Source organism: Nitrospirillum guaranorum (assembly GCF_034653275.1).
In the GTDB taxonomy this organism is placed as follows: Bacteria; Pseudomonadota; Alphaproteobacteria; order Azospirillales; family Azospirillaceae; genus Nitrospirillum.
Map to the genome: position 1 here is coordinate 202,257 of NZ_JAYEES010000002.1, position 17,254 is coordinate 219,510.

The window sequence follows — 17,254 nt, forward strand, 5'->3', positions numbered from 1 at the left end:
TGGGAGGAACAGTTGGCGGCGCGTGGATGGCGGAGCGAGGACGGCCGGAAGGGCCGGGCGGCCGGGCGGCAGCGGCGGGTGCGCGCCTTGGCGGCCGGCTTGCTGGCGCTGAGCCTGTCGTCCCGGCCGGGACTGGCCCAGCCCGTTCCCACGCCGGTGACCATCACGGTGGACCTGGCCCATGCGGTGGGCCCGACTCATCCCCTCTACGCCTGGTTCGGCTATGACGAGGCCAACTACACCACCATGCGTGACGGCCGGGCCCTGCTGTCCGAACTGCACGACCTGGCGCCGGTGCCGGTGCACATCCGCACCCATCACCTGCTGAGTTCCGGCGACGGCGTGGCGGCCCTGAAATGGAGTTCGACCAACGTCTATTCCGAGGACGCGGCCGGCAATCCCGTCTACGATTTCCATATCCTGGACGGGATTTTCGACGCCTACCGCGACGCCGGCGTGGTGCCCATGGTGGAACTGGGCTTCACGCCCAAGGCCCTGGCCAGCGGCGCCGGGACCTATGAGGACGTCTATCCCGACGCCGCCATCGGCGGCACCGTGCACAGCCCGCCCAAGGATCACGCCAAGTGGCGGGCACTGATCCGCACGGTGGTGGCCCACCTGGCCCAGCGCTACGGCCGGGAAACCGTGACCGGCTGGTATTTCGAGGTGTGGAACGAGCCGGACATCCCCTACTGGCACGGCACGCCCGCCCAGTATTTCCAGCTGTACGACACCACCGTCGCCGCGGTTCGCGACGTGCTGCCCCAGGCGAAGGTGGGTGGTCCCGCCACCACCGGGCCCGGCGGGGCCAGCGGCGCCCAGTTCCTGAAGGATTTCCTGGACCATGTCGCCGCCACCCGGGCGCCGCTGGACTTCATCTCCTTCCACGCCAAGGGCCAGCCCACCTTCCAGGACGGGCAGGTGACCATGGGCCTGGCGCAAGAACTGACGGACGTGGACAAGGGCTTCGGCCTGGTGGCGCGCTATCCCCGATTCCGCCACCTGCCCATCATCCTGTCGGAGGCCGACCCAGAAGGCTGCGCCGCCTGCTCCATGAGCGTCAACCCCGCCAACGCCTATCGCAACGGCGCGCTGTATCCCGCCTATACCGCCGCCGCCTACAAGCGCCTGTTCGAGCTGGCCGACCGGCACGGCGTCAACCTGGCCGCCATGCTGAGCTGGTCGTTCGAGTTCGAGGGCCGGGCCTATTTCGAGGGCTTCCGCGACCTGTCGACCAATGGCGTCGACAAGCCCATCCTGAACTTCTTCCGGATGGCGGCGATGCTGCGCGGCACGCGCGTCGCCACCACCGGCGCCACCATCCGGAATGCGGCGGACATCATCGCCCACGGCGTGCGTGACGCACCGGACATCGACGCCCTGGCCACCGCCGACGCGCGCGGCGCCGCCGTGATGGTGTGGAACTATCACGACGCGGCGACGCCGGCCGACCCCACGCCCGTGGCACTGACCCTTACCGGCCTGCCCAAGGCGGCGGTGCGGGTGCGGCTGAGCCACTATCGCATCGATGACCACCACTCCAACGCCTATACCGCCTGGCAGGCCATGGGCTCGCCGCAGAACCCGACCCCGGCGCAACTGGCGGATCTGAAGGGTCAGGCCGGGTTGCAGCTGGCGGAATCACCACGCTGGCTGGCGCCCTCGGGCGGGACCGCGACACTCACCCTGGATATGCCGCGCCAGTCGGTCTCGCTGCTGGCGCTGGATTGGTAACGGCGGCCCCGGCCAACCTGTGGAAGAACCTGGTAAAAGAACAAGGAATGGGAAGGAAAAGAATGCGTTATCGCCCCCTGACACGCGCGCTGCTGCTCGGCGCCGCCTTCTTCGCCCTGGCACCGCAGGTGCGCGCGGACCAGCCCGCCGCCCCCGCCGTCAGCGAGGCGTGGCAAAAGGCGCAGGCCCTGGTCGCCCGCATGACGCTGGATGAGAAGCTGGGCCAGCTGGTCAACGTGGCGCCGGCCATCCCCCGGCTGGACATCCCCGCCTACAACTGGTGGACGGAATCGCTGCACGGCGCCATCGGCGCCGTCCCCACCACCAACTTTCCCGAGCCCATCGGCCTGGCCGCCACCTTCGACGCGCCCCTGGTGCACGACGTCGCCGGGACCGTCAGCGTGGAGGTGCGCGCCCTGCACACCCTGGGCCGCGCCACGGGCCACCTGGGCCGCATCGGCACCGGCCTGGACACCTGGTCGCCCAACATCAACATCTACCGCGACCCGCGCTGGGGCCGGGGCCAGGAAACCTATGGCGAGGATCCCTACCTGACGGCGCGCCTGGCGGTGGCCTTCGTCGGCGGCATGCAGGGGCCCAACCCCGACCTGCCGGACGTGGTGGCGACGCCCAAGCATTTCGCCGTGCACAGCGGCCCGGAATCGACCCGCCACGCCGCCAACGTCTATGTCTCGCCGCATGACCTTGAGGACACCTACCTGCCCGCCTTCCGCGCCGCCATCGTGGAGGCGCGTGCCGGGTCCATCATGTGCGCCTACAACCGCATCGACGGGCAGCCGGCCTGCGCCAGCGACCTTCTGCTGAAGGACCATCTGCGCGGCGCCTGGCACTTCACCGGCTATGTCGTGTCGGACTGCGACGCGGTGAAGGACATCGCCGACAATCACAAATACGCGCCGGACCAGGCGGCCGCGGTGGCCGCCGCCCTGAAGGCCGGGGTGGACAACGAGTGCAACGTCGCCACCCTGTTTGGCGCCGGCGGTGGGCTGGCGGCGCGCTACAAGGAGGCGTACACGCGCGGCCTGATCGGCGCCGCGGACATTGACCTGGCGCTGGTGCGCCTGTTCTCCGCCCGTTACCGCAACGGCGACCTCCCCGGCCTGGACCGTCCCAAGCAGGATGTGCCCGTCCAGGCCATCGGCACGGCGGAGCATCAGCAGCTGGCGCGCAAGGTGGCCGGTGAAAGCATGGTGCTGCTGAAGAACGACGGCGTGCTGCCCCTGAAGCCCGGCGTCAAGGTGGCGGTGATCGGGCCGCATGGCAATTCCACCCGCGTGCTGCGCGGCAACTACTCCTCGGCCCTGTCTGCCCCGCCGGTGTCGGTGCTGGACGGCCTGCGCCAGGTGATGCCGGGCACGCGCATCACCCACGTCCCCTTCAACGAGACCGTCATGGACGGCGACCCAGTGCCCACGTCCGCCCTGGTGACGCCTGATGGCAAGCCGGGCGTGCGGGCGCAATATTTCAACGCCACCGGCCCGGTGAAGATCCCGGCGCCGGACGCGCCCTTCGGCTCCATGCCGCCGCTGGAGGTGGCGTCCAAGCCCGTGGTGACGCGGGTGGAGGCGCAAGTGGGCGGCAGCGGCCATGACCAGAAGACGGTGGCGGAGAATTACCGCGTGGTCTGGACAGGCTTCCTGGTGCCACCGGAATCCGGCACCTACCGCCTGGGCATGACCGGCTTCTCCGGCGGGGAATTCGAGTTCGACGGCCGCCGCGTGGACCTGGGCACGCCGCTGTGGGGTGACCTGCCCAAGCTGGAAACCGTGACCCTGGAAAAGGGCAAGCGCTATCCCATCCGCGTCGCCACCGACGTGCACGGCATGGGCGGGGTGGAGTTCCTGTGGAAGCGGGTGGCGCCCGCCGCCGCCGCTGACGGCGACTTGGCCACGGCCGTGGCCGACGCCGACGTCATCGTCGCCGCCGTGGGCCTGAGCGCCGACCTGGAGGGCGAGGAGATGAAGCGCCAGATCGAGGGCTTCGCCGGCGGCGACAAGACCTCCCTCGATCTGCCATCGGAGCAGCGCCGCCTGCTGCAGGCGGCCAAGGCCACGGGCAAGCCGGTGGTGGTGGTCCTGCTGAACGGCAGTCCGCTGGATTTGTCGTGGGCCAAGGACAACGCCGCCGCCATCGTCGAGGCCTGGTACCCTGGCCAGGCGGGGGGCCTGGCCGTCGCCGACGTGCTGTCGGGCAAGACCAACCCGGCCGGCCGCCTGCCGCTGACCTTCTACCGCAGCGTGGCCGACCTGCCGCCGTTCGACGATTACGCCATGACGGGCCGCACCTATCGCTATTTCACCGGCCAGGCCGTCTACCCCTTCGGCTACGGCCTGTCCTACACGCGCTTCGACTACGGCGCCGTGACCGTGGAGCCGACGCACGGTGGCGCCGAGAACGGCGTACGGGTGACGGCCACGGTGACCAACACCGGCGATCGCGCCGGCGACGAGGTGGCGCAGCTGTACCTGAAGCCGCCAGCGTTCGAGGGGGCGCCGCGCCTGGCGCTGCGTGGCTTCCAGCGCCTGTCCCTGGCGCCGGGCGAAAGCCGCACGGTGTCGTTCGAGCTGTCGCCCCGCGACCTCAGCTTCGTCACCCGGGACGGCGACCGCCAGGTCATGGCCGGCACCTACCAGGTCAGCGTCGGTTCCGGCCAGCCGGACAGCGGCGTGCCCGTCAAGCAGGGGCAGTTCGCCACCACGGCGGCGCTGTCCATCGAGCGGTAAGTCCCAAGTCCGCGCGCGGCCCGGTCCATGTCTTGCCCGGTCTATGCCTTGCCGGGGCTATGCCTTGAAAGACTGGGCCGTGTCGCGCAGCGCCTCGGTGATCAACAGGCGCATGGCGTCGCGCGCCGCTTCCGCATCGCGGGCGGCGACGGCGTTCAGGACATAGCGGTGCAGGGGGATGGGGTCGCGCAACACCACCCCCTCGCGCAGCTTGTGGATGGTGCTCCACCGCACCGCCGCCCCGATGCTGACGGCCAGCGACCCGATGAGGGGATTGCTGCTGGCCTCCAGCAGGGTGTCGTGGAAATCGGCGTCGGCGGCCTGCCCCTCCTCCGCCGCCAGGGTATGGCGGTCCATGATGTCCAGCGCCGCCGTCATGCGGGCCAGCTGGTCCTCGGTGCGCCGCTCCGCCGCCAGGGCGGCGATGCCGGGTTCCACGATCATGCGCAGTTCGAACAGGCTGTAGATGAAGTCCTTGCTGGGCTCGGTCGCGAAATGCCAGGCCAGGACGTCGGGATCCAGCAGGTTCCAACGCGACCGGGCGCAGACCTGGGTGCCGCTCTTGGGCCGGCTTTCCACCAGCCCCTTGGCCGCCAGGATGCGCAACGCCTCGCGATAGGCGGAGCGGGAGACCTTCAGCCGCTCGGCATTGACGATCTCATTCTCCAGGACGTCGCCCGGCTGGTAGCGGCCGGTGACGATGTCGGTACCCAGCTTGCGGGCCAGGGAGCCGTGCAGCCGTCCCATTGGGGAGCCTCGGCCCAGGCGGGTCAGCCCGGCGATCAATTCATCCATACGACAATCCGCCGGCGCTGACGTCCACAGGGGCGGCCCCGCGATGGGCCGCCGCCAGCACCGTTGTAACATTCGCGGCGACAACGGCCAATCTTGGGCCGGGCTTTCTCACCGGGGGTCATAACCTGGCTTCTTATAAAGCGTGCCGGGCTTGTCCACGATGTCTGGCTTGTAGACCGCCTCCACCCAGTCGGCGGGATCCACGTCCTCGATGCTGATGGACACCGACGCCTCGCTGCTGCCCATGTGGGTCATGAGGGTCCGGGTCAGTTCCTCGGCCAGCTTGGCCTTCTGCGCCTCGCTGCGGCCGGCGTACATCTTCACGATGATGTGGGGCATGGGTCAGGCCGCCACAGACTGGTCAGGACCGACGGGTGGATTGGTCCGCGTGGGACCGGTGACGGTGTCGGGTAAGCCCCTGCCCTGGGCCCGCGCCCCGGCGCGCATGATCTTCATGTTCCAATCTCCCGCTGATCCATGATCATGGACATCTTAACAGACGCCGATGCCACGATCAGGCGCCGCGTTAACACCTGATCCGCCGGCGGACAGGCCCCGACGGACGCCCTTCCGCCGCCTGGCTTCTTCCCCTTCTGGTTGCTGCACCCGCGAAAGGCGCCGGAGTCCCTATACCGCGCCGCCGTTGTTCGCCACGCACCCGGCGCTGAGACCGTTCTCATCGCCCCGTCGCCACCGGGAATGTTGGTACAAATGACACACTCGCCGTCTCAAAATCGCAATGTTCAGATTTTTGTCGCCCCTACCCGCACCCTGTGGTAGCGTTACCATTGCATAGGGTTGGGGGCTTTCCACGACAGTGGCGGCTTAGAATTACTCTAGCGAACGGGAGGATGAACGCTGGCCGGCAAATCATGCCGCACGCCTGCCAGCCATAAGCTGCACACGGGATTTTGCATATAAATATGATAGCGCTAACAACAAGCGTTGGCGTTGCCATATTTTTCTATTCCGTGCCCGGTATCACAAACAAAACCAGCGCCTTCAAAACTAGGGAGGGAAAATATGGTGAGTTTCCAAAGAAAAAAGGGAGCGTCCAAGTCACCGACGGCGAATTTCCGCACGGCCGTTCTGACCGGTGTTTCGCTGATGACCATCGCGGGCCTGGCAACGCCGGCATTCGCGCAAACGACTCAGCCCAGCCCAGGCAAGGGCGGCACCAATTCCGACACGATGGAAGATATCATCGTCACCGGCATCATCGGGTCTCTGCAACGTAACCTTGATATCAAGCGCGAGGCGGATGGCATCGTCGACGCCATTTCGGCCGAGGACATCGGTAAGTTCCCCGATTCCAACGTCGCGGCCTCGATGCAGCGCATTCCCGGCGTGTCCATCAGCCGCGGCACCAGCAGCATGGGCGGCGTGCCCACCTCCACCGGTGACGCCACCGCCATCACCGTCCGCGGCTTCGGCCCCAGCTTCAACGAGACGTTGTTCGACGGCCGCGTGTCCGCCTCGGCCGCCAGTTCCGGCCGCGGTTTCGACTTCAGCTCCGTCAGCTCCGACTTCGTCGGGCAGATCGACGTCCTGAAGTCGCCTGACGCGTCTCTGTCGGCGGGCGCCATCGGCGCCACCGTCAACATCAAGTTCCCCAAGCCGCTGGAGCATTCGGGCTTCCGGGCGGCAGGTTCCGTCTCGGGCTCCTACGCCTCTGACGCGGACGGCGCCTCACCCAACGGCGCTTTCCTGGTCAGCGACACCTTCGCCCACGACACCTTCGGCATCCTGCTGGCCGCCGGCTTCAACGAGACCCAGACCCTGGGCAACCACGTGAACAGCCAGGGCTGGATCGGCACCACCAGCGACAAGTTCGGCAGCCTGGCGTCGGGCACGCCGTCCGGCGTTCCGGCCTGGTTCATCCAGGACTACGGCCTGTATCAGGAACACAGCGACACCATCCGCAAGTCGGGCCGCCTGGCCCTGCAGTGGCAGCCGTCCGACCAGCTTGAAATCACGCTGAACGACGACTTCCAGCGTGAGGACGCCCACCAGAACCAGTATGGCTACAGCATCTGGTTCAACTCGGGCGCCCTGCAGAACGTGAAGCTGAACAGCAACGGGTCGGTGGTCGACTTCGTTCAGCCCAACACGCCGACCGACTTCCAGGCCCAGTACAACAGCCAGGTGCTGCAGAACAACCTGTACGGCCTGAACATCAAGTGGACGCCGACCAACAACTGGAAGATCACGGTCGACGCCGCCCGGTCCGAATCCTGGCAGAACCCGAACGACCAGCTGACCAGCCTGGACGCCGACGTGGGTTACGGCTCCTGCGCCAGCGGCACCTGCATCAACACCAACAACGTGGGCATCACCGGCGTCGCGGCCGGCGCCCTGCCCTATCCCACCGTCTACGGGCCGAACGGCGACAAGTCGCACTTCACCAACGGCTTCATCGGGTCGCACGTCTTCCCGATGAGTTCGACCCGCAATTACAACGTCATCGACCAGGGCAAGGCCGAGGCTGAATGGAAGAGTGGCGACACCACCATCCGCTTCGGCATGCAGTACATCGATAACAAGGAAGACCTGAGCAGCTACGACACCTTCACCAACAGCGATTGGCAGGCGTACAGCGGCTACGGTCCGGCCTCGGGCTCGCCCACGGGCGTCGCCCTGCCGCAGGATTGGTTCACCAAGACCTTCAGCACGTCCAACTTCATCCCGGGCTTCGCCAACAACGGCAACCTGCCGTCGCAGATCCTGATGGCCAACCCGGGCCAGATCCTGAACTACCTGCAGTCGCTGGGCAATCCGCAGACGAAGAACATCCCGGGCTTCAACTACGGCTGCTGCACCCCGCCCTTCGACGGCACCTACCGCCTGATCCTGTCCCCGGGTTCCAAGCGCGACATCGAGGAAGAAACCTTCGCCCCCTATGTCGCGGCGACGTTCAAGACCCAGGTGGCGGATATGCCGCTGAAGGTCAACGTGGGCGCCCGCGAGGAAATCACCCACGTGACGTCGTCCGGCCTGGGCCAGACGCCGACCGCCTTCACCGTGACGCCGGGCGACAAGACCGCGTTCACGGTGGCCTACGGCCCCGTCACCACCGTCTCGGGCACCAACAACTACCAGTTCCTGCTGCCCAACCTGGATCTGACCTTGGGCGTCACGGACGACCTGCAGGTGCGCTTCAACGCGTCGCGCACCCTGACCCGTCCGCCGCTCAACAACATGACCCCGGTCTACAGCATCAGCACGCAGCGCGTCGGCACGGTATCGGCGTCGGGCGGCAACCCGCAGTTGATGCCCTACCTGTCCGACAACGTGGACATCGGGGCCGAGTACTACTACCAGCGCAACTCCTACGTCGCGATCGACGGCTTCATGAAGAGCGTCACGAACTTCGTGGTCGGCGGCACGTCGCAGAAGAGCTTCGTCGGCGTTCTCGACCCGACCACGGGCAAGGACGTCCAGTACGCCTACAGCACCTACCTGAACGGGCCGTCGGCCCAGGTCTATGGTCTGGAAATGTCCATCCAGCACGTGTTCGATGACACCGGCTTCGGCTTCCAGGCCAACGCCACCGTCGTCGGCACCGACAAGCCCTATGATCCGAACAACCTGTCGGTCAGCGGCTTCGCGGTCACGGGTCTGGCCAACTCCGCCAACTTCGTCGGCTTCTACGACAAGTATGGGTTCCAGGCGCGTATCGCCGTCAACTGGCGCGATGAGTACCTGGACCACTTCGGCCAGGCGCAGGGTGGTTCCATCTACGGGTCCGAGCCGACCTTCGTCGACCCGGCCTGGGAGGTGGACTTCAGCACCAGCTACGACGTGAACGAGTATGTGAGCGTCTACTTCGAAGCCTTGAACCTGACCAACGAGACCTACTCAACTCATGGCCGGTACAAGGAGCAGCTGCTGGATGCCGTCGCCTACGGGCAGCGGTACACTGTCGGCGCGCACTTCAAGTACTAAGGTTTGTTTGTGAGCGTACCTTCCTCCTAAACTCCTGGGGGGCCGCCGTGGCACGTGGCGGCCCCTTTTTCCCTCTGAAGGAGCGGGAGAAAGGCCTTACACTGGACCGATACCGGATGCCGCATGTCCCCGCCAGGGAGGGGGGCCGGCATCCCGAAAACCAGGATGCCTTCATGGATCGTCCCATCCAGCATATCGTCATCGTCGGCGGCGGTACCGCCGGCTGGCTGACCGCGGGCGTCATCGCCGCCCGGCACAAGGCGCGTATGGCCTCGGGCTTCAAGGTCACCTTGGTGGAATCCCCCAACGTCGCCATCATCGGCGTGGGCGAGGGCACCTGGCCCACCATGCGCACCACGCTGGAAAAGATGGGCGTGTCGGAGACGGAGTTCTTCCGCCATTGCGACACCGCCTTCAAGCAAGGTGGCAAGTTCGTGGGCTGGACCACCGGCGCCGCCGACGATGCCTACTACCACCCGCTGATGCTGCCGCACGGCTGGTCCCAGGTGAATCTGGTGCCCCATTGGCTGCAGGACGGGCGCGGCCGCACCTTCTCCGCGGCCGTCTGCCCGCAGGAAACCATCTGCGAGGAAGGCCTGGCGCCCAAGACCATCGCCACCCCCGAATACCGGGGCTTGGCCAACTACGCCTACCACCTGGACGCCGGCAAATTCGCCAGCTTCATGCAGAAGCACTGCACGGAAAAGCTGGGCGTCCGTCATGTCCTGGCCGACGTCACCCAGGTGAAGCAGGATGAGGCCGGCGACATCACCGGCCTGGTGACCGAGCAGGCGGGCGAGATCACCGGCGACATGTTCGTGGACTGCACCGGCTTCCGCGCCTTGCTGATCGGCAAGACGCTGGGCGTGGGCTTCAAGGAATGCCGCGACGTGCTGTTCTGTGACACGGCGCTGGCGGTGCAGGTCCCGCATGAGAGCGAGGACGCCCCGATGGCGTCGCAGACCATCGCCACCGCACAGTCGTCCGGCTGGATCTGGGACATCGCCTTGCCCACCCGGCGCGGCCTGGGCTACGTCTATTCCAGCGACCATATCGATGAGGAGGCGGCGCGGGCCGAGCTGGCGCGCTACGCCGGCACGAAGGCCGAGGCGCGCAAGATCCCCATCCGCTCCGGCCATCGCGAGATGTTCTGGAAAAACAACTGCGTGGCCGTGGGCCTGGCCGCCGGCTTCCTGGAACCGCTGGAAGCCTCCGCCATCATGCTGATCGAGCTGTCGGCCAAGATCATCGCCGACCAGCTGCCCGCCCGCCGCAGCGTCATGGATGTCGTCGCCCGCCGCTTCAACGAGGTGACCCACTACCGCTGGGGCCGCATCATCGATTTCCTGAAGCTGCATTATGTCCTGACCCAGCGGACGGACACGGCGTTCTGGCGCGACAACGTCGATCCCGCCTCGACACCGGAACGGCTGCGGGATCTGCTGCGCCTGTGGAAATACCGCGCGCCCTGGTTCCTGGATGAGTTCGACCGGCTGGAAGAGGTGTTCCCCGCCGCGAGCTACCAGTACGTGCTGTACGGCATGGGCTTCCGCACCGAGGTGGACCCCGCCGAAAACAGTGCCGACGCCCTCCTGGCCAGCCGCATCATGGAAGAGAACGCGGCCATGGCCCAGAAGATGAGGGCGAACCTGCCCAAGAACCGCGACCTGGTGCGCAAGATCCGCGACCACGGCATGCAATCGATCTGAGCCCGGATGGGACCCATGACCAATATCGCCATCGTCAACGCCCACGCCCACCGCGACCTGCAGGTGAAGGCCAAGGCCAACCCCGCCTTCGACGCCAAGCATTTCGTCGCCGTCATCGTGGCCGAGTTCCCCCTGCTGGCCGTGCAGTGCCCCATCCTGCTGTCCAAGGACGCGGAGACCGGCGCCTTCGTCTGTGGCGCCGTGTTGGGCTTCGCCCAGAATGAAAACCTGTTCCTGACGCCGGACGGCTGGCAGGGCTATCGCCCGCTGACCCTGCAGCGCGGCCCCTTCTACACGGTCGGGGAGGATCTGGCCATCGACCTGGACGACGCCCGGGTGGGCATCGACGCGGGCGAGCCGCTGTTCGCGCCGAACGGGGAGATGACCCCCTATCTGCGGGGCATCATCAACGCCATGCAGGAATTGCGGCCGGGGCTGGAACGCACCAAGCGCTTCATCGAGACGCTGATGTCCCTGAAGCTGATCGAGCCCATCGACATCAGCCTCAGCTTCGACGACGGCAGCCAGCACGACCTGGCCAACCTGTACACCATCGACCGTGAGGCCCTGCGCGCCTTGCCGGATGCCGCCGTGCTGGACCTGTTCCGCCGCGGCTACATGCAGTTGATCTACCTGATGATCGCGTCGCTGAAGCACGTGCCCCTGATGGCGGAGCGCAAGAACAAGCAGCTGAGCGCGGGCCTGTCCGCCGCCCCGGCCTGGGGCTGACGGCGGCACCCCCATGACGACCGAAGTCGCCGAACGCGACGGCAGCGCCATCACTTCGCGGGAGCAATTCCTGGATGAGGTGGTGGCGGTGGGCAGCCCCCTCATCCTGCGCGGGCTGGTGACGCACTGGCCGGTGGCGGCGCGGGCCGCCCCCGCCGCCCTGCGCGACTATCTCAACGGCTTCGGACCCGGCGTCGCCATGGAGACCTTCGTCGGCCCGCCGGGAATCCGGGGCCGCTATTTCTATGGCGCGGACCTCAAAAGCTTCAATTTCGAACGCCGCACCCTGCGCCTGGGCGAGGCGCTGGACCTGATGGTGCGGGGCCTGGATGATCCCACCGCCCCCACCCTCTACGCCGGGTCGCTGACCCTGGATGAGCATCTGCCGGGCTTCACGGCGGAAAACCCCATGCCCCTGCTGCCGGCGGGGGTGGCGGGCCGCATCTGGCTGGGCCATGCCTCCACCGTGGCCACCCATTACGACGCGTTCGAGAACCTGGCCTGCGTCGTGGCCGGCAAACGGCGCTTCACCCTGTATCCGCCGGCGTCTGTGGGCGACCTCTACATCGGCCCCATCGACAACACCCTGTCGGGCCAGCCCATCAGCCTGGCCGCGTCCGATCCCGACAACCCCGCCTACCCGCGCTTCCAGGCCATCCGCGACCAGGCGCTGGTGGCGGAACTGGAGCCCGGCGACGCCCTGTTCCTGCCCAAGCTGTGGTGGCACCAGGTGGAGGCGACCGCCCCCTTCAACGGCCTGGTCAACTACTGGTGGGACGCCTTCGCCACCGGCCCGGACGCCCCTTTCACCAGCCTGCTTCTGGCCATGATCACGATGGCCGAGCGGCCGGAGGCGGAGCGGCAGGCCTGGCGCGCCTTCTTCGACCATTACGTCTTCCGCCCCCAGGGCCATCCCCTGGCCCACCTGCCGGCGGAGCAGCACGGCGTGCTGGGCCCCCTGAAGGCGGGCAACTACGGCCGCATCCGCGCCCGGGTGATGCAGTTGCTGCGCGGGGGGTGAGAAGGGTCATCCTCCGCCATCGGCCACCAGGCGCCTCATCGTGACGGGTGCGCGGCGCAGTGCCGGTCGATGAAGGCTTGGTGGTGGGGCATGGTCTGGACCACGCGGCCGATGACGTCGTGGATGTTGGCCAGGGCGCCGCGCATCTTTTCCGGATCCAGCAGGTCGGTCAGGGGGTCGTAGCGCCGGGGGCGCAGGCCCTGGCCGGTGAAGACGTAAAGCCAGCTTTGCTCCGGGAACAGCTCGGTGTCCTCGCGCTGGATGCGGCCATGGCTCTGGAACAGCTCGATCTTGGCCTTCAGGCTGTCCGGCCAGTCGATGGCGGCGCAATGGCGCCAGAATTCGGTATCCCGCCGTTCGTTGGTGGCGTAGTGCAGCACCAGGAAGTCGCGGATGCGCTCGTACTCGAACGCCACCATCCTGTTGTAGCGGGCGATGTCCGCGGGCTCGCACCGCCGGTCGGGCAGCATCTGGATGAACAGGGCCAGGCCCCGGTGCACCATGTGGATGCTGGTGGACTCCAGGGGTTCCAGGAAGCCGCTGGCGAGGCCCAGGGACAGGCAGTTGCGCTTCCAGGTCTCGCGTCGCCGGCCGGTGACGAAGCGCAGGATGCGCGGGTCGGCCAGGGGCTTGCCCGCCAGGTTGGCCAGCAACGTTTCCCGCGCCGCCTCATCGCCCAGGAAATCGCGGGCATAGACCACGCCATTGCCCTCGCGGTGCTGCAGCGGGATGCGCCATTGCCAGCCGGCGTCCCGCGCCGCCGCCAGGGTGTAGGAGGGCGGCGCGCCCGTCCGCTCGCTGGGGACGGCGACGGCGCTGTCGCAGGGCAGATAGCTTTGCCAGTTCTCATAGCCGGCCTGCAGCGCCTCCTCGATCAGCAGGCCGCGGAAGCCGCTGCAATCGATGAAGAAGTCGCCCTCCACCCGGCGGCCGTCTTCCAGCCGCAGGGCCTCGATGAAGCCATCCTCGGGCCGTAGGTCGGCCTTCACCACCTTGCCCTCCACCCGGGTGACGCCGCGCGCCTCGGAATAGCTGCGCAGGTAGCGGGCGAACAAGGCGGCGTCGAAATGCAGGGCGTAGGTGATACCCTCCAGCGGCGATCCCGGCGCCTTCACCGGGCGCATGAAGCGGTTGTGCGCCGCCGCCTGGGCCTGCAGCGAATATTCCTCCAGCGGCGCGGCGGCGCCGGCCAGCCGCATGCGCATCCAATAGGCGGGGAACCCTATCCCCTCCATCTCGAAACCGGTGTGGCCGAAGGGGTGGAAATAGGAATGGCCCAGGCGGGTCCAGTCCTGGAAGCGGATGCCCAGCTTGAAGGTGGCGTTCGTCTGGCGGATGAGGTCGTCCTCATCGATGCCCAGCACGCGGATGAAGTTCATGATGGGCGGGATGGTGGCCTCGCCCACGCCCACGGTGCCGATCTGCTCGGATTCCACCAGCTGGATGTCACACTTCAGGTTGCGCAGGAACTTGGCCAGGCTGGCCGCAGCCATCCATCCGGCGGTGCCGCCGCCGACGATGACGATGCGGCGCAAGGGCGCGTTGGTAGCGGTATCATCTGCGGTGTGCGGCGCGGCCATGCGTTGGGTCCCGGCGATGTCTCTCCCTGTCCCTCCTTTCTATCGTGGCGCGACACGCGGCGTCACAACTTTTTGTGGCGCGAGCCATAAATCGTCGAAAGGCCATAAATCGTCGAAAGGCTTGAAGCCCCGGGCCTTAATCGCCAAATTGGCGGCCATGCGCTGGTTGCTCGCCCTTCTGCTGCTGTTCACGGCGGTGTTCGACGGCCCGTCCCTGACCGAGATGGCGGGCGGCGCGCCGACGTGCGGCGCCATCCAGGAGCACGTCGTCGTGGAAGGGGCGCCCGACCCCACCGACGGCCTGCGCCACAGCGCCGTGCATTTTCACGCCGGCCAGGGCCCCTGCGGCCATGTTCATGTGGCCGACGCCGTCGGGCCCGCGCTCATGCCGGGGCCCAGCGTCCAGCCGCGTCCCACGGCCTTGCCGCCGTTGGACCAGCCCTACACCACCCGCACCCTGGCCCCCCCGGACCGGCCACCGGCCGCCTGATCGATCCACCGCGCGCTTTCGCGCCCTGACGCCGCCCCCCGGGGGCGGCTTGATCGATCCTGCTTGTCCGGAGCCTTCATGCGCATCCCGATTCTCGGGCTGGCCGCGGCCTTGGCCGTGACCTGGCCCGCCTGGGCGGTGGCCGAACCGCCACCGCCCGTCCCCGCCGCGTCCATCCATGACGCCACCCTCGCCAACCTGATCGCCCAGGCGCTGGCCACCAACCCGCGCTTGAAGGCGGCCCAGGCCCGCGTGGCCGCCGCCCAGGGCGACGTCATGCAGGCCGGCGTGCTGCCCAACCCCCAGGTCTCGCTGCAAACCGAGAACCTGGCCGGATCCGGCCCTTACAGCGGCACCCGCGCCATGGAAACGACGCTGGGCCTGAACCAATTGGTGGAGCTGGGCGGCAAGCGCGGCAGCCGCCAGGCCGTGGCGACGGCGGCGGAAAGCCGCGCCCGCCTGGACGCCGACATCGTGCGCCTGGACCTGGTGCGCGACGTGCGTGTGGCCCACGCCGCCCTGCTGGCCGCCACCGTCCGCCGCACCATCGTGGAGGAGCAGCGCGGCCTGGCGGCGGAAACCGCCCGCGCGGTCGCCGCCCGGGTGCGGTCCGGCCACGACAGCGCCATCCAGGAGGATCGCGCCGCCACCGACCTGCGCCAGGCGGAGATCGAGGCGGCCCGCGCCGCGCGGGATGAGACCGCCGCCCGCCGCAGCCTGGAACTGCTGGTGGGTGGCCCGGTGCCGCCGTTGGACCCGGCCGTCCTGCGCGACTTGGGCCCCACCCTGCCCGCCGCCGCCGGCGGGAACACCCCCGACGTGGCCCGCTGGCGAGCGGAGGTGGGCCGCACCCGAGCCACCATCGCCGTGGAGCGGGCGCGGGCCGTGCCCGATGTGACCGTGGGCGCCGGCGTGCGCCGCTTCAACGACGGGCGCGACACCGCCCTGGTGCTGGGCGTCACCATCCCCATCCCCGCCTTCGACACCAACCGGGGCGGCATCCACCGCGCCTATCAGGAGAGCACCGAGGCGGAGATGGAATTGGACCGCGCCACCCGCGACCAGGACACCGCCCTGGCCATCGCGCGCGACCGCGTGGCGGTGGCGCGGGCGGAGGCCGAGACACTGGCCGGGCAGGTCGTGCCCGGGGCGGAGCAGGCCGCCGCCGCGACCCGCGATGGCTACCGCCAAGGCAAATTCCCCTACCTGGATGTGCTGGACGCCCAGCGCACGCTGCTGGCGGCCCGCCTGACCCTGGTGGCGGCCTATCAGGACTATCACCAGAGCCGCGCCGACCTGGACCGGCTGACCGGCGCCGAGGAGGCCCAGCCATGACCCCTATCTCCAAGCAGACCCTGTGGCGCCTGGGCGCCGGAGCGCTGGCCCTGGGCGGGCTGGTTGTCTGGATCGCCACCGGCGAGGCGCCCAAAGGCGAAGAGTCCGCCACCCATGAGGCGCACGACGACGGGCTGGTGCGCCTGACGGCGGAACAAGCCAAGGCCGCCGGCGTCACCGCCGTCGTCGCCGGCCCCGGCCGCCTGGTTCGCCAGGTGCGCGTCACCGCCACGGTGACGGCCGACCAGGACCACATCGTCCACATCGCCCCCCGCATCGCCGGCGTGGTGACGGAAGCGCGCAAGAAGCTGGGCGACGCGGTCACGGCCGGCGAGGTGCTGGCCCTGATCGACAGCACGGAGGTGGCCGACGCCCGCGCCGAGTACCTGGCGGCGCGGGAAAACGAGGAGCTGGCCCGCACCACGGCGGTGCGGGAAGAGGCGTTGTGGCGCCAGCGCATCTCGCCCGAGCGGGACCACCTGCAGGCCAAGGCGGCAGCGGCGGAAGCCAGCATCCGCACCGGCCGCGCCCGCCACAGCCTGCAGGCCTTGGGACTGGATGAAACCAGCGCCAAGGCCAAGGGCGGCAATCTGCAGCGGCTGGAATTGCGCAGCCCCATCGCCGGGCACGTCATCGCCCGGGGCGCCACCCGGGGCGACCGGCTGGCAGCCGACACCGACGCCTATGTCGTGGCCGACCTAGCCAGCCTGTCCCTGACCTTCCCCGTCTATGCCCGCGACCTGCCCTTCGTGGCGGTGGGCAAGGAACTGGGCGTCAGCGGCGCGGACGGCCGCACGGCCACCGCCCGCGTCACCCACGTCGGGCCCGTGCTGGATCCGGCCACCGGCGCCGCCCCCGTGGTGGCGACCCTGGAAAACCCGGACGGATCCTGGCGCCCCGGCGATTTCGCCACCGGCACGCTGGCGGCGGACGCGCAGGAGGCCGCCGTGCTGGTGCCGGAGGACGCGGTGGTGACGCTGGAGGGACGGACCCAGGTGTTCGTGCCCGTGCCCGCCGGTTATGAGCGGCGGCCGGTCACCCTGGGCCGTGGCGATGGCACCCGCGTGGAAGTGCTGGCCGGCCTCAAGCCCGGCGACACCATCGCCGCCGGCAATGCCTTCATCCTGAAGGCGGAGGCCGGCAAGGGCGACGCCGGCCATGACGAGTGAGGA

General features: G+C 68.4%; 12 protein-coding genes. 9 read left to right on the forward strand and 3 right to left on the reverse strand.

The genetic code is table 11. From position 1 onward, the window contains the following. Nucleotides 1–12 precede the first annotated feature (12 nt). Nucleotides 13–1,734: a GH39 family glycosyl hydrolase gene (locus UAJ10_RS06775; RefSeq protein WP_322914620.1), complete on the forward strand. Its 1,722-nt coding sequence runs from the start codon at nucleotides 13–15 to the stop codon at nucleotides 1,732–1,734. Between the two features lie 62 nt (nucleotides 1,735–1,796). Beyond that, nucleotides 1,797–4,478: a glycoside hydrolase family 3 C-terminal domain-containing protein gene (locus UAJ10_RS06780; protein ID WP_322914621.1), complete on the forward strand. Its 2,682-nt coding sequence runs from the start codon at nucleotides 1,797–1,799 to the stop codon at nucleotides 4,476–4,478. A 57-nt stretch (nucleotides 4,479–4,535) separates the two neighbouring features. Here the strand turns inward: UAJ10_RS06780 and UAJ10_RS06785 are convergent, their stop codons facing one another. Together UAJ10_RS06785 and UAJ10_RS06790 are read right to left on the reverse strand one after the other, a co-directional pair. Continuing rightward, nucleotides 4,536–5,273 (reverse strand): FadR/GntR family transcriptional regulator, encoded by a 738-nt coding sequence (locus tag UAJ10_RS06785; RefSeq protein WP_322914622.1) that lies wholly within the window; start codon nucleotides 5,271–5,273, stop codon nucleotides 4,536–4,538. Nucleotides 5,274–5,381: 108 nt separating this feature from the next. Further along, the gene (locus tag UAJ10_RS06790; RefSeq protein ID WP_322914623.1) at nucleotides 5,382–5,612 is read right to left on the reverse strand and encodes a tautomerase family protein; all 231 of its coding nucleotides are present in this window, start codon (nucleotides 5,610–5,612) and stop codon (nucleotides 5,382–5,384) included. Nucleotides 5,613–6,380: 768 nt separating this feature from the next. Between UAJ10_RS06790 and UAJ10_RS06795 the strand changes: the two genes are divergently transcribed. The 4 genes from UAJ10_RS06795 (at nucleotide 6,381) to UAJ10_RS06810 (ending at nucleotide 12,677) form a co-directional block, all read left to right on the forward strand. Next, a complete protein-coding gene (locus UAJ10_RS06795) occupies nucleotides 6,381–9,218 on the forward strand; it encodes a TonB-dependent receptor (protein ID WP_322914624.1) in 2,838 nt (945 codons plus the stop codon). A 173-nt stretch (nucleotides 9,219–9,391) separates the two neighbouring features. Beyond that, nucleotides 9,392–10,927: a tryptophan halogenase family protein gene (locus tag UAJ10_RS06800; protein ID WP_322914625.1), complete on the forward strand. Its 1,536-nt coding sequence runs from the start codon at nucleotides 9,392–9,394 to the stop codon at nucleotides 10,925–10,927. Between the two features lie 15 nt (nucleotides 10,928–10,942). Further along, the gene (locus tag UAJ10_RS06805) at nucleotides 10,943–11,656 is read left to right on the forward strand and encodes a SapC family protein (RefSeq protein WP_322914626.1); all 714 of its coding nucleotides are present in this window, start codon (nucleotides 10,943–10,945) and stop codon (nucleotides 11,654–11,656) included. 13 nt (nucleotides 11,657–11,669) lie between these two features. Then, entirely contained in the window at nucleotides 11,670–12,677 is a 1,008-nt protein-coding gene (locus UAJ10_RS06810; RefSeq protein WP_322914627.1) for a cupin-like domain-containing protein, read from the forward strand. Nucleotides 12,678–12,712: 35 nt separating this feature from the next. Here the strand turns inward: UAJ10_RS06810 and UAJ10_RS06815 are convergent, their stop codons facing one another. Beyond that, a complete protein-coding gene (locus UAJ10_RS06815) occupies nucleotides 12,713–14,257 on the reverse strand; it encodes a tryptophan halogenase family protein (RefSeq protein ID WP_322914628.1) in 1,545 nt (514 codons plus the stop codon). A gap of 157 nt (nucleotides 14,258–14,414) precedes the next feature. Between UAJ10_RS06815 and UAJ10_RS06820 the strand changes: the two genes are divergently transcribed. The 3 genes from UAJ10_RS06820 to UAJ10_RS06830 all read left to right on the forward strand — a co-directional run bounded on the left by UAJ10_RS06820 (nucleotide 14,415) and on the right by UAJ10_RS06830 (nucleotide 17,251). Continuing rightward, entirely contained in the window at nucleotides 14,415–14,747 is a 333-nt protein-coding gene (locus tag UAJ10_RS06820) for a hypothetical protein (protein ID WP_322914629.1), read from the forward strand. A gap of 78 nt (nucleotides 14,748–14,825) precedes the next feature. After that, a complete protein-coding gene (locus tag UAJ10_RS06825; RefSeq protein ID WP_322914630.1) occupies nucleotides 14,826–16,082 on the forward strand; it encodes a TolC family protein in 1,257 nt (418 codons plus the stop codon). Further along, nucleotides 16,079–17,251 carry an efflux RND transporter periplasmic adaptor subunit gene (locus UAJ10_RS06830; RefSeq protein ID WP_322914631.1) on the forward strand — a complete coding sequence of 391 codons (1,173 nt, stop codon included), beginning with the start codon at nucleotides 16,079–16,081 and terminating at the stop codon, nucleotides 17,249–17,251. The genes UAJ10_RS06825 and UAJ10_RS06830 overlap by 4 nt, the downstream gene beginning before the upstream one ends. Nucleotides 17,252–17,254 lie beyond the last annotated feature (3 nt).

What these genes read in the sequence shown, in the direction of transcription:
- UAJ10_RS06825 (WP_322914630.1), top strand. Translation starts at nt 14,826, where the DNA reads ATGCGCATCCCGATTCTCGGGCTGGCCGCGGCCTTGGCCGTGACCTGG.
- UAJ10_RS06780 (WP_322914621.1), top strand. Translation starts at nt 1,797, where the DNA reads ATGCGTTATCGCCCCCTGACACGCGCGCTGCTGCTCGGCGCCGCCTTC.
- UAJ10_RS06785 (WP_322914622.1), bottom strand. Translation starts at nt 5,273, where the DNA reads ATGGATGAATTGATCGCCGGGCTGACCCGCCTGGGCCGAGGCTCCCCA.
- UAJ10_RS06805 (WP_322914626.1), top strand. Translation starts at nt 10,943, where the DNA reads ATGACCAATATCGCCATCGTCAACGCCCACGCCCACCGCGACCTGCAG.
- UAJ10_RS06830 (WP_322914631.1), top strand. Translation starts at nt 16,079, where the DNA reads ATGACCCCTATCTCCAAGCAGACCCTGTGGCGCCTGGGCGCCGGAGCG.
- UAJ10_RS06795 (WP_322914624.1), top strand. Translation starts at nt 6,381, where the DNA reads ATGACCATCGCGGGCCTGGCAACGCCGGCATTCGCGCAAACGACTCAG.
- UAJ10_RS06810 (WP_322914627.1), top strand. Translation starts at nt 11,670, where the DNA reads ATGACGACCGAAGTCGCCGAACGCGACGGCAGCGCCATCACTTCGCGG.
- UAJ10_RS06820 (WP_322914629.1), top strand. Translation starts at nt 14,415, where the DNA reads ATGCGCTGGTTGCTCGCCCTTCTGCTGCTGTTCACGGCGGTGTTCGAC.
- UAJ10_RS06815 (WP_322914628.1), bottom strand. Translation starts at nt 14,257, where the DNA reads ATGGCCGCGCCGCACACCGCAGATGATACCGCTACCAACGCGCCCTTG.
- UAJ10_RS06790 (WP_322914623.1), bottom strand. Translation starts at nt 5,612, where the DNA reads ATGCCCCACATCATCGTGAAGATGTACGCCGGCCGCAGCGAGGCGCAG.
- UAJ10_RS06800 (WP_322914625.1), top strand. Translation starts at nt 9,392, where the DNA reads ATGGATCGTCCCATCCAGCATATCGTCATCGTCGGCGGCGGTACCGCC.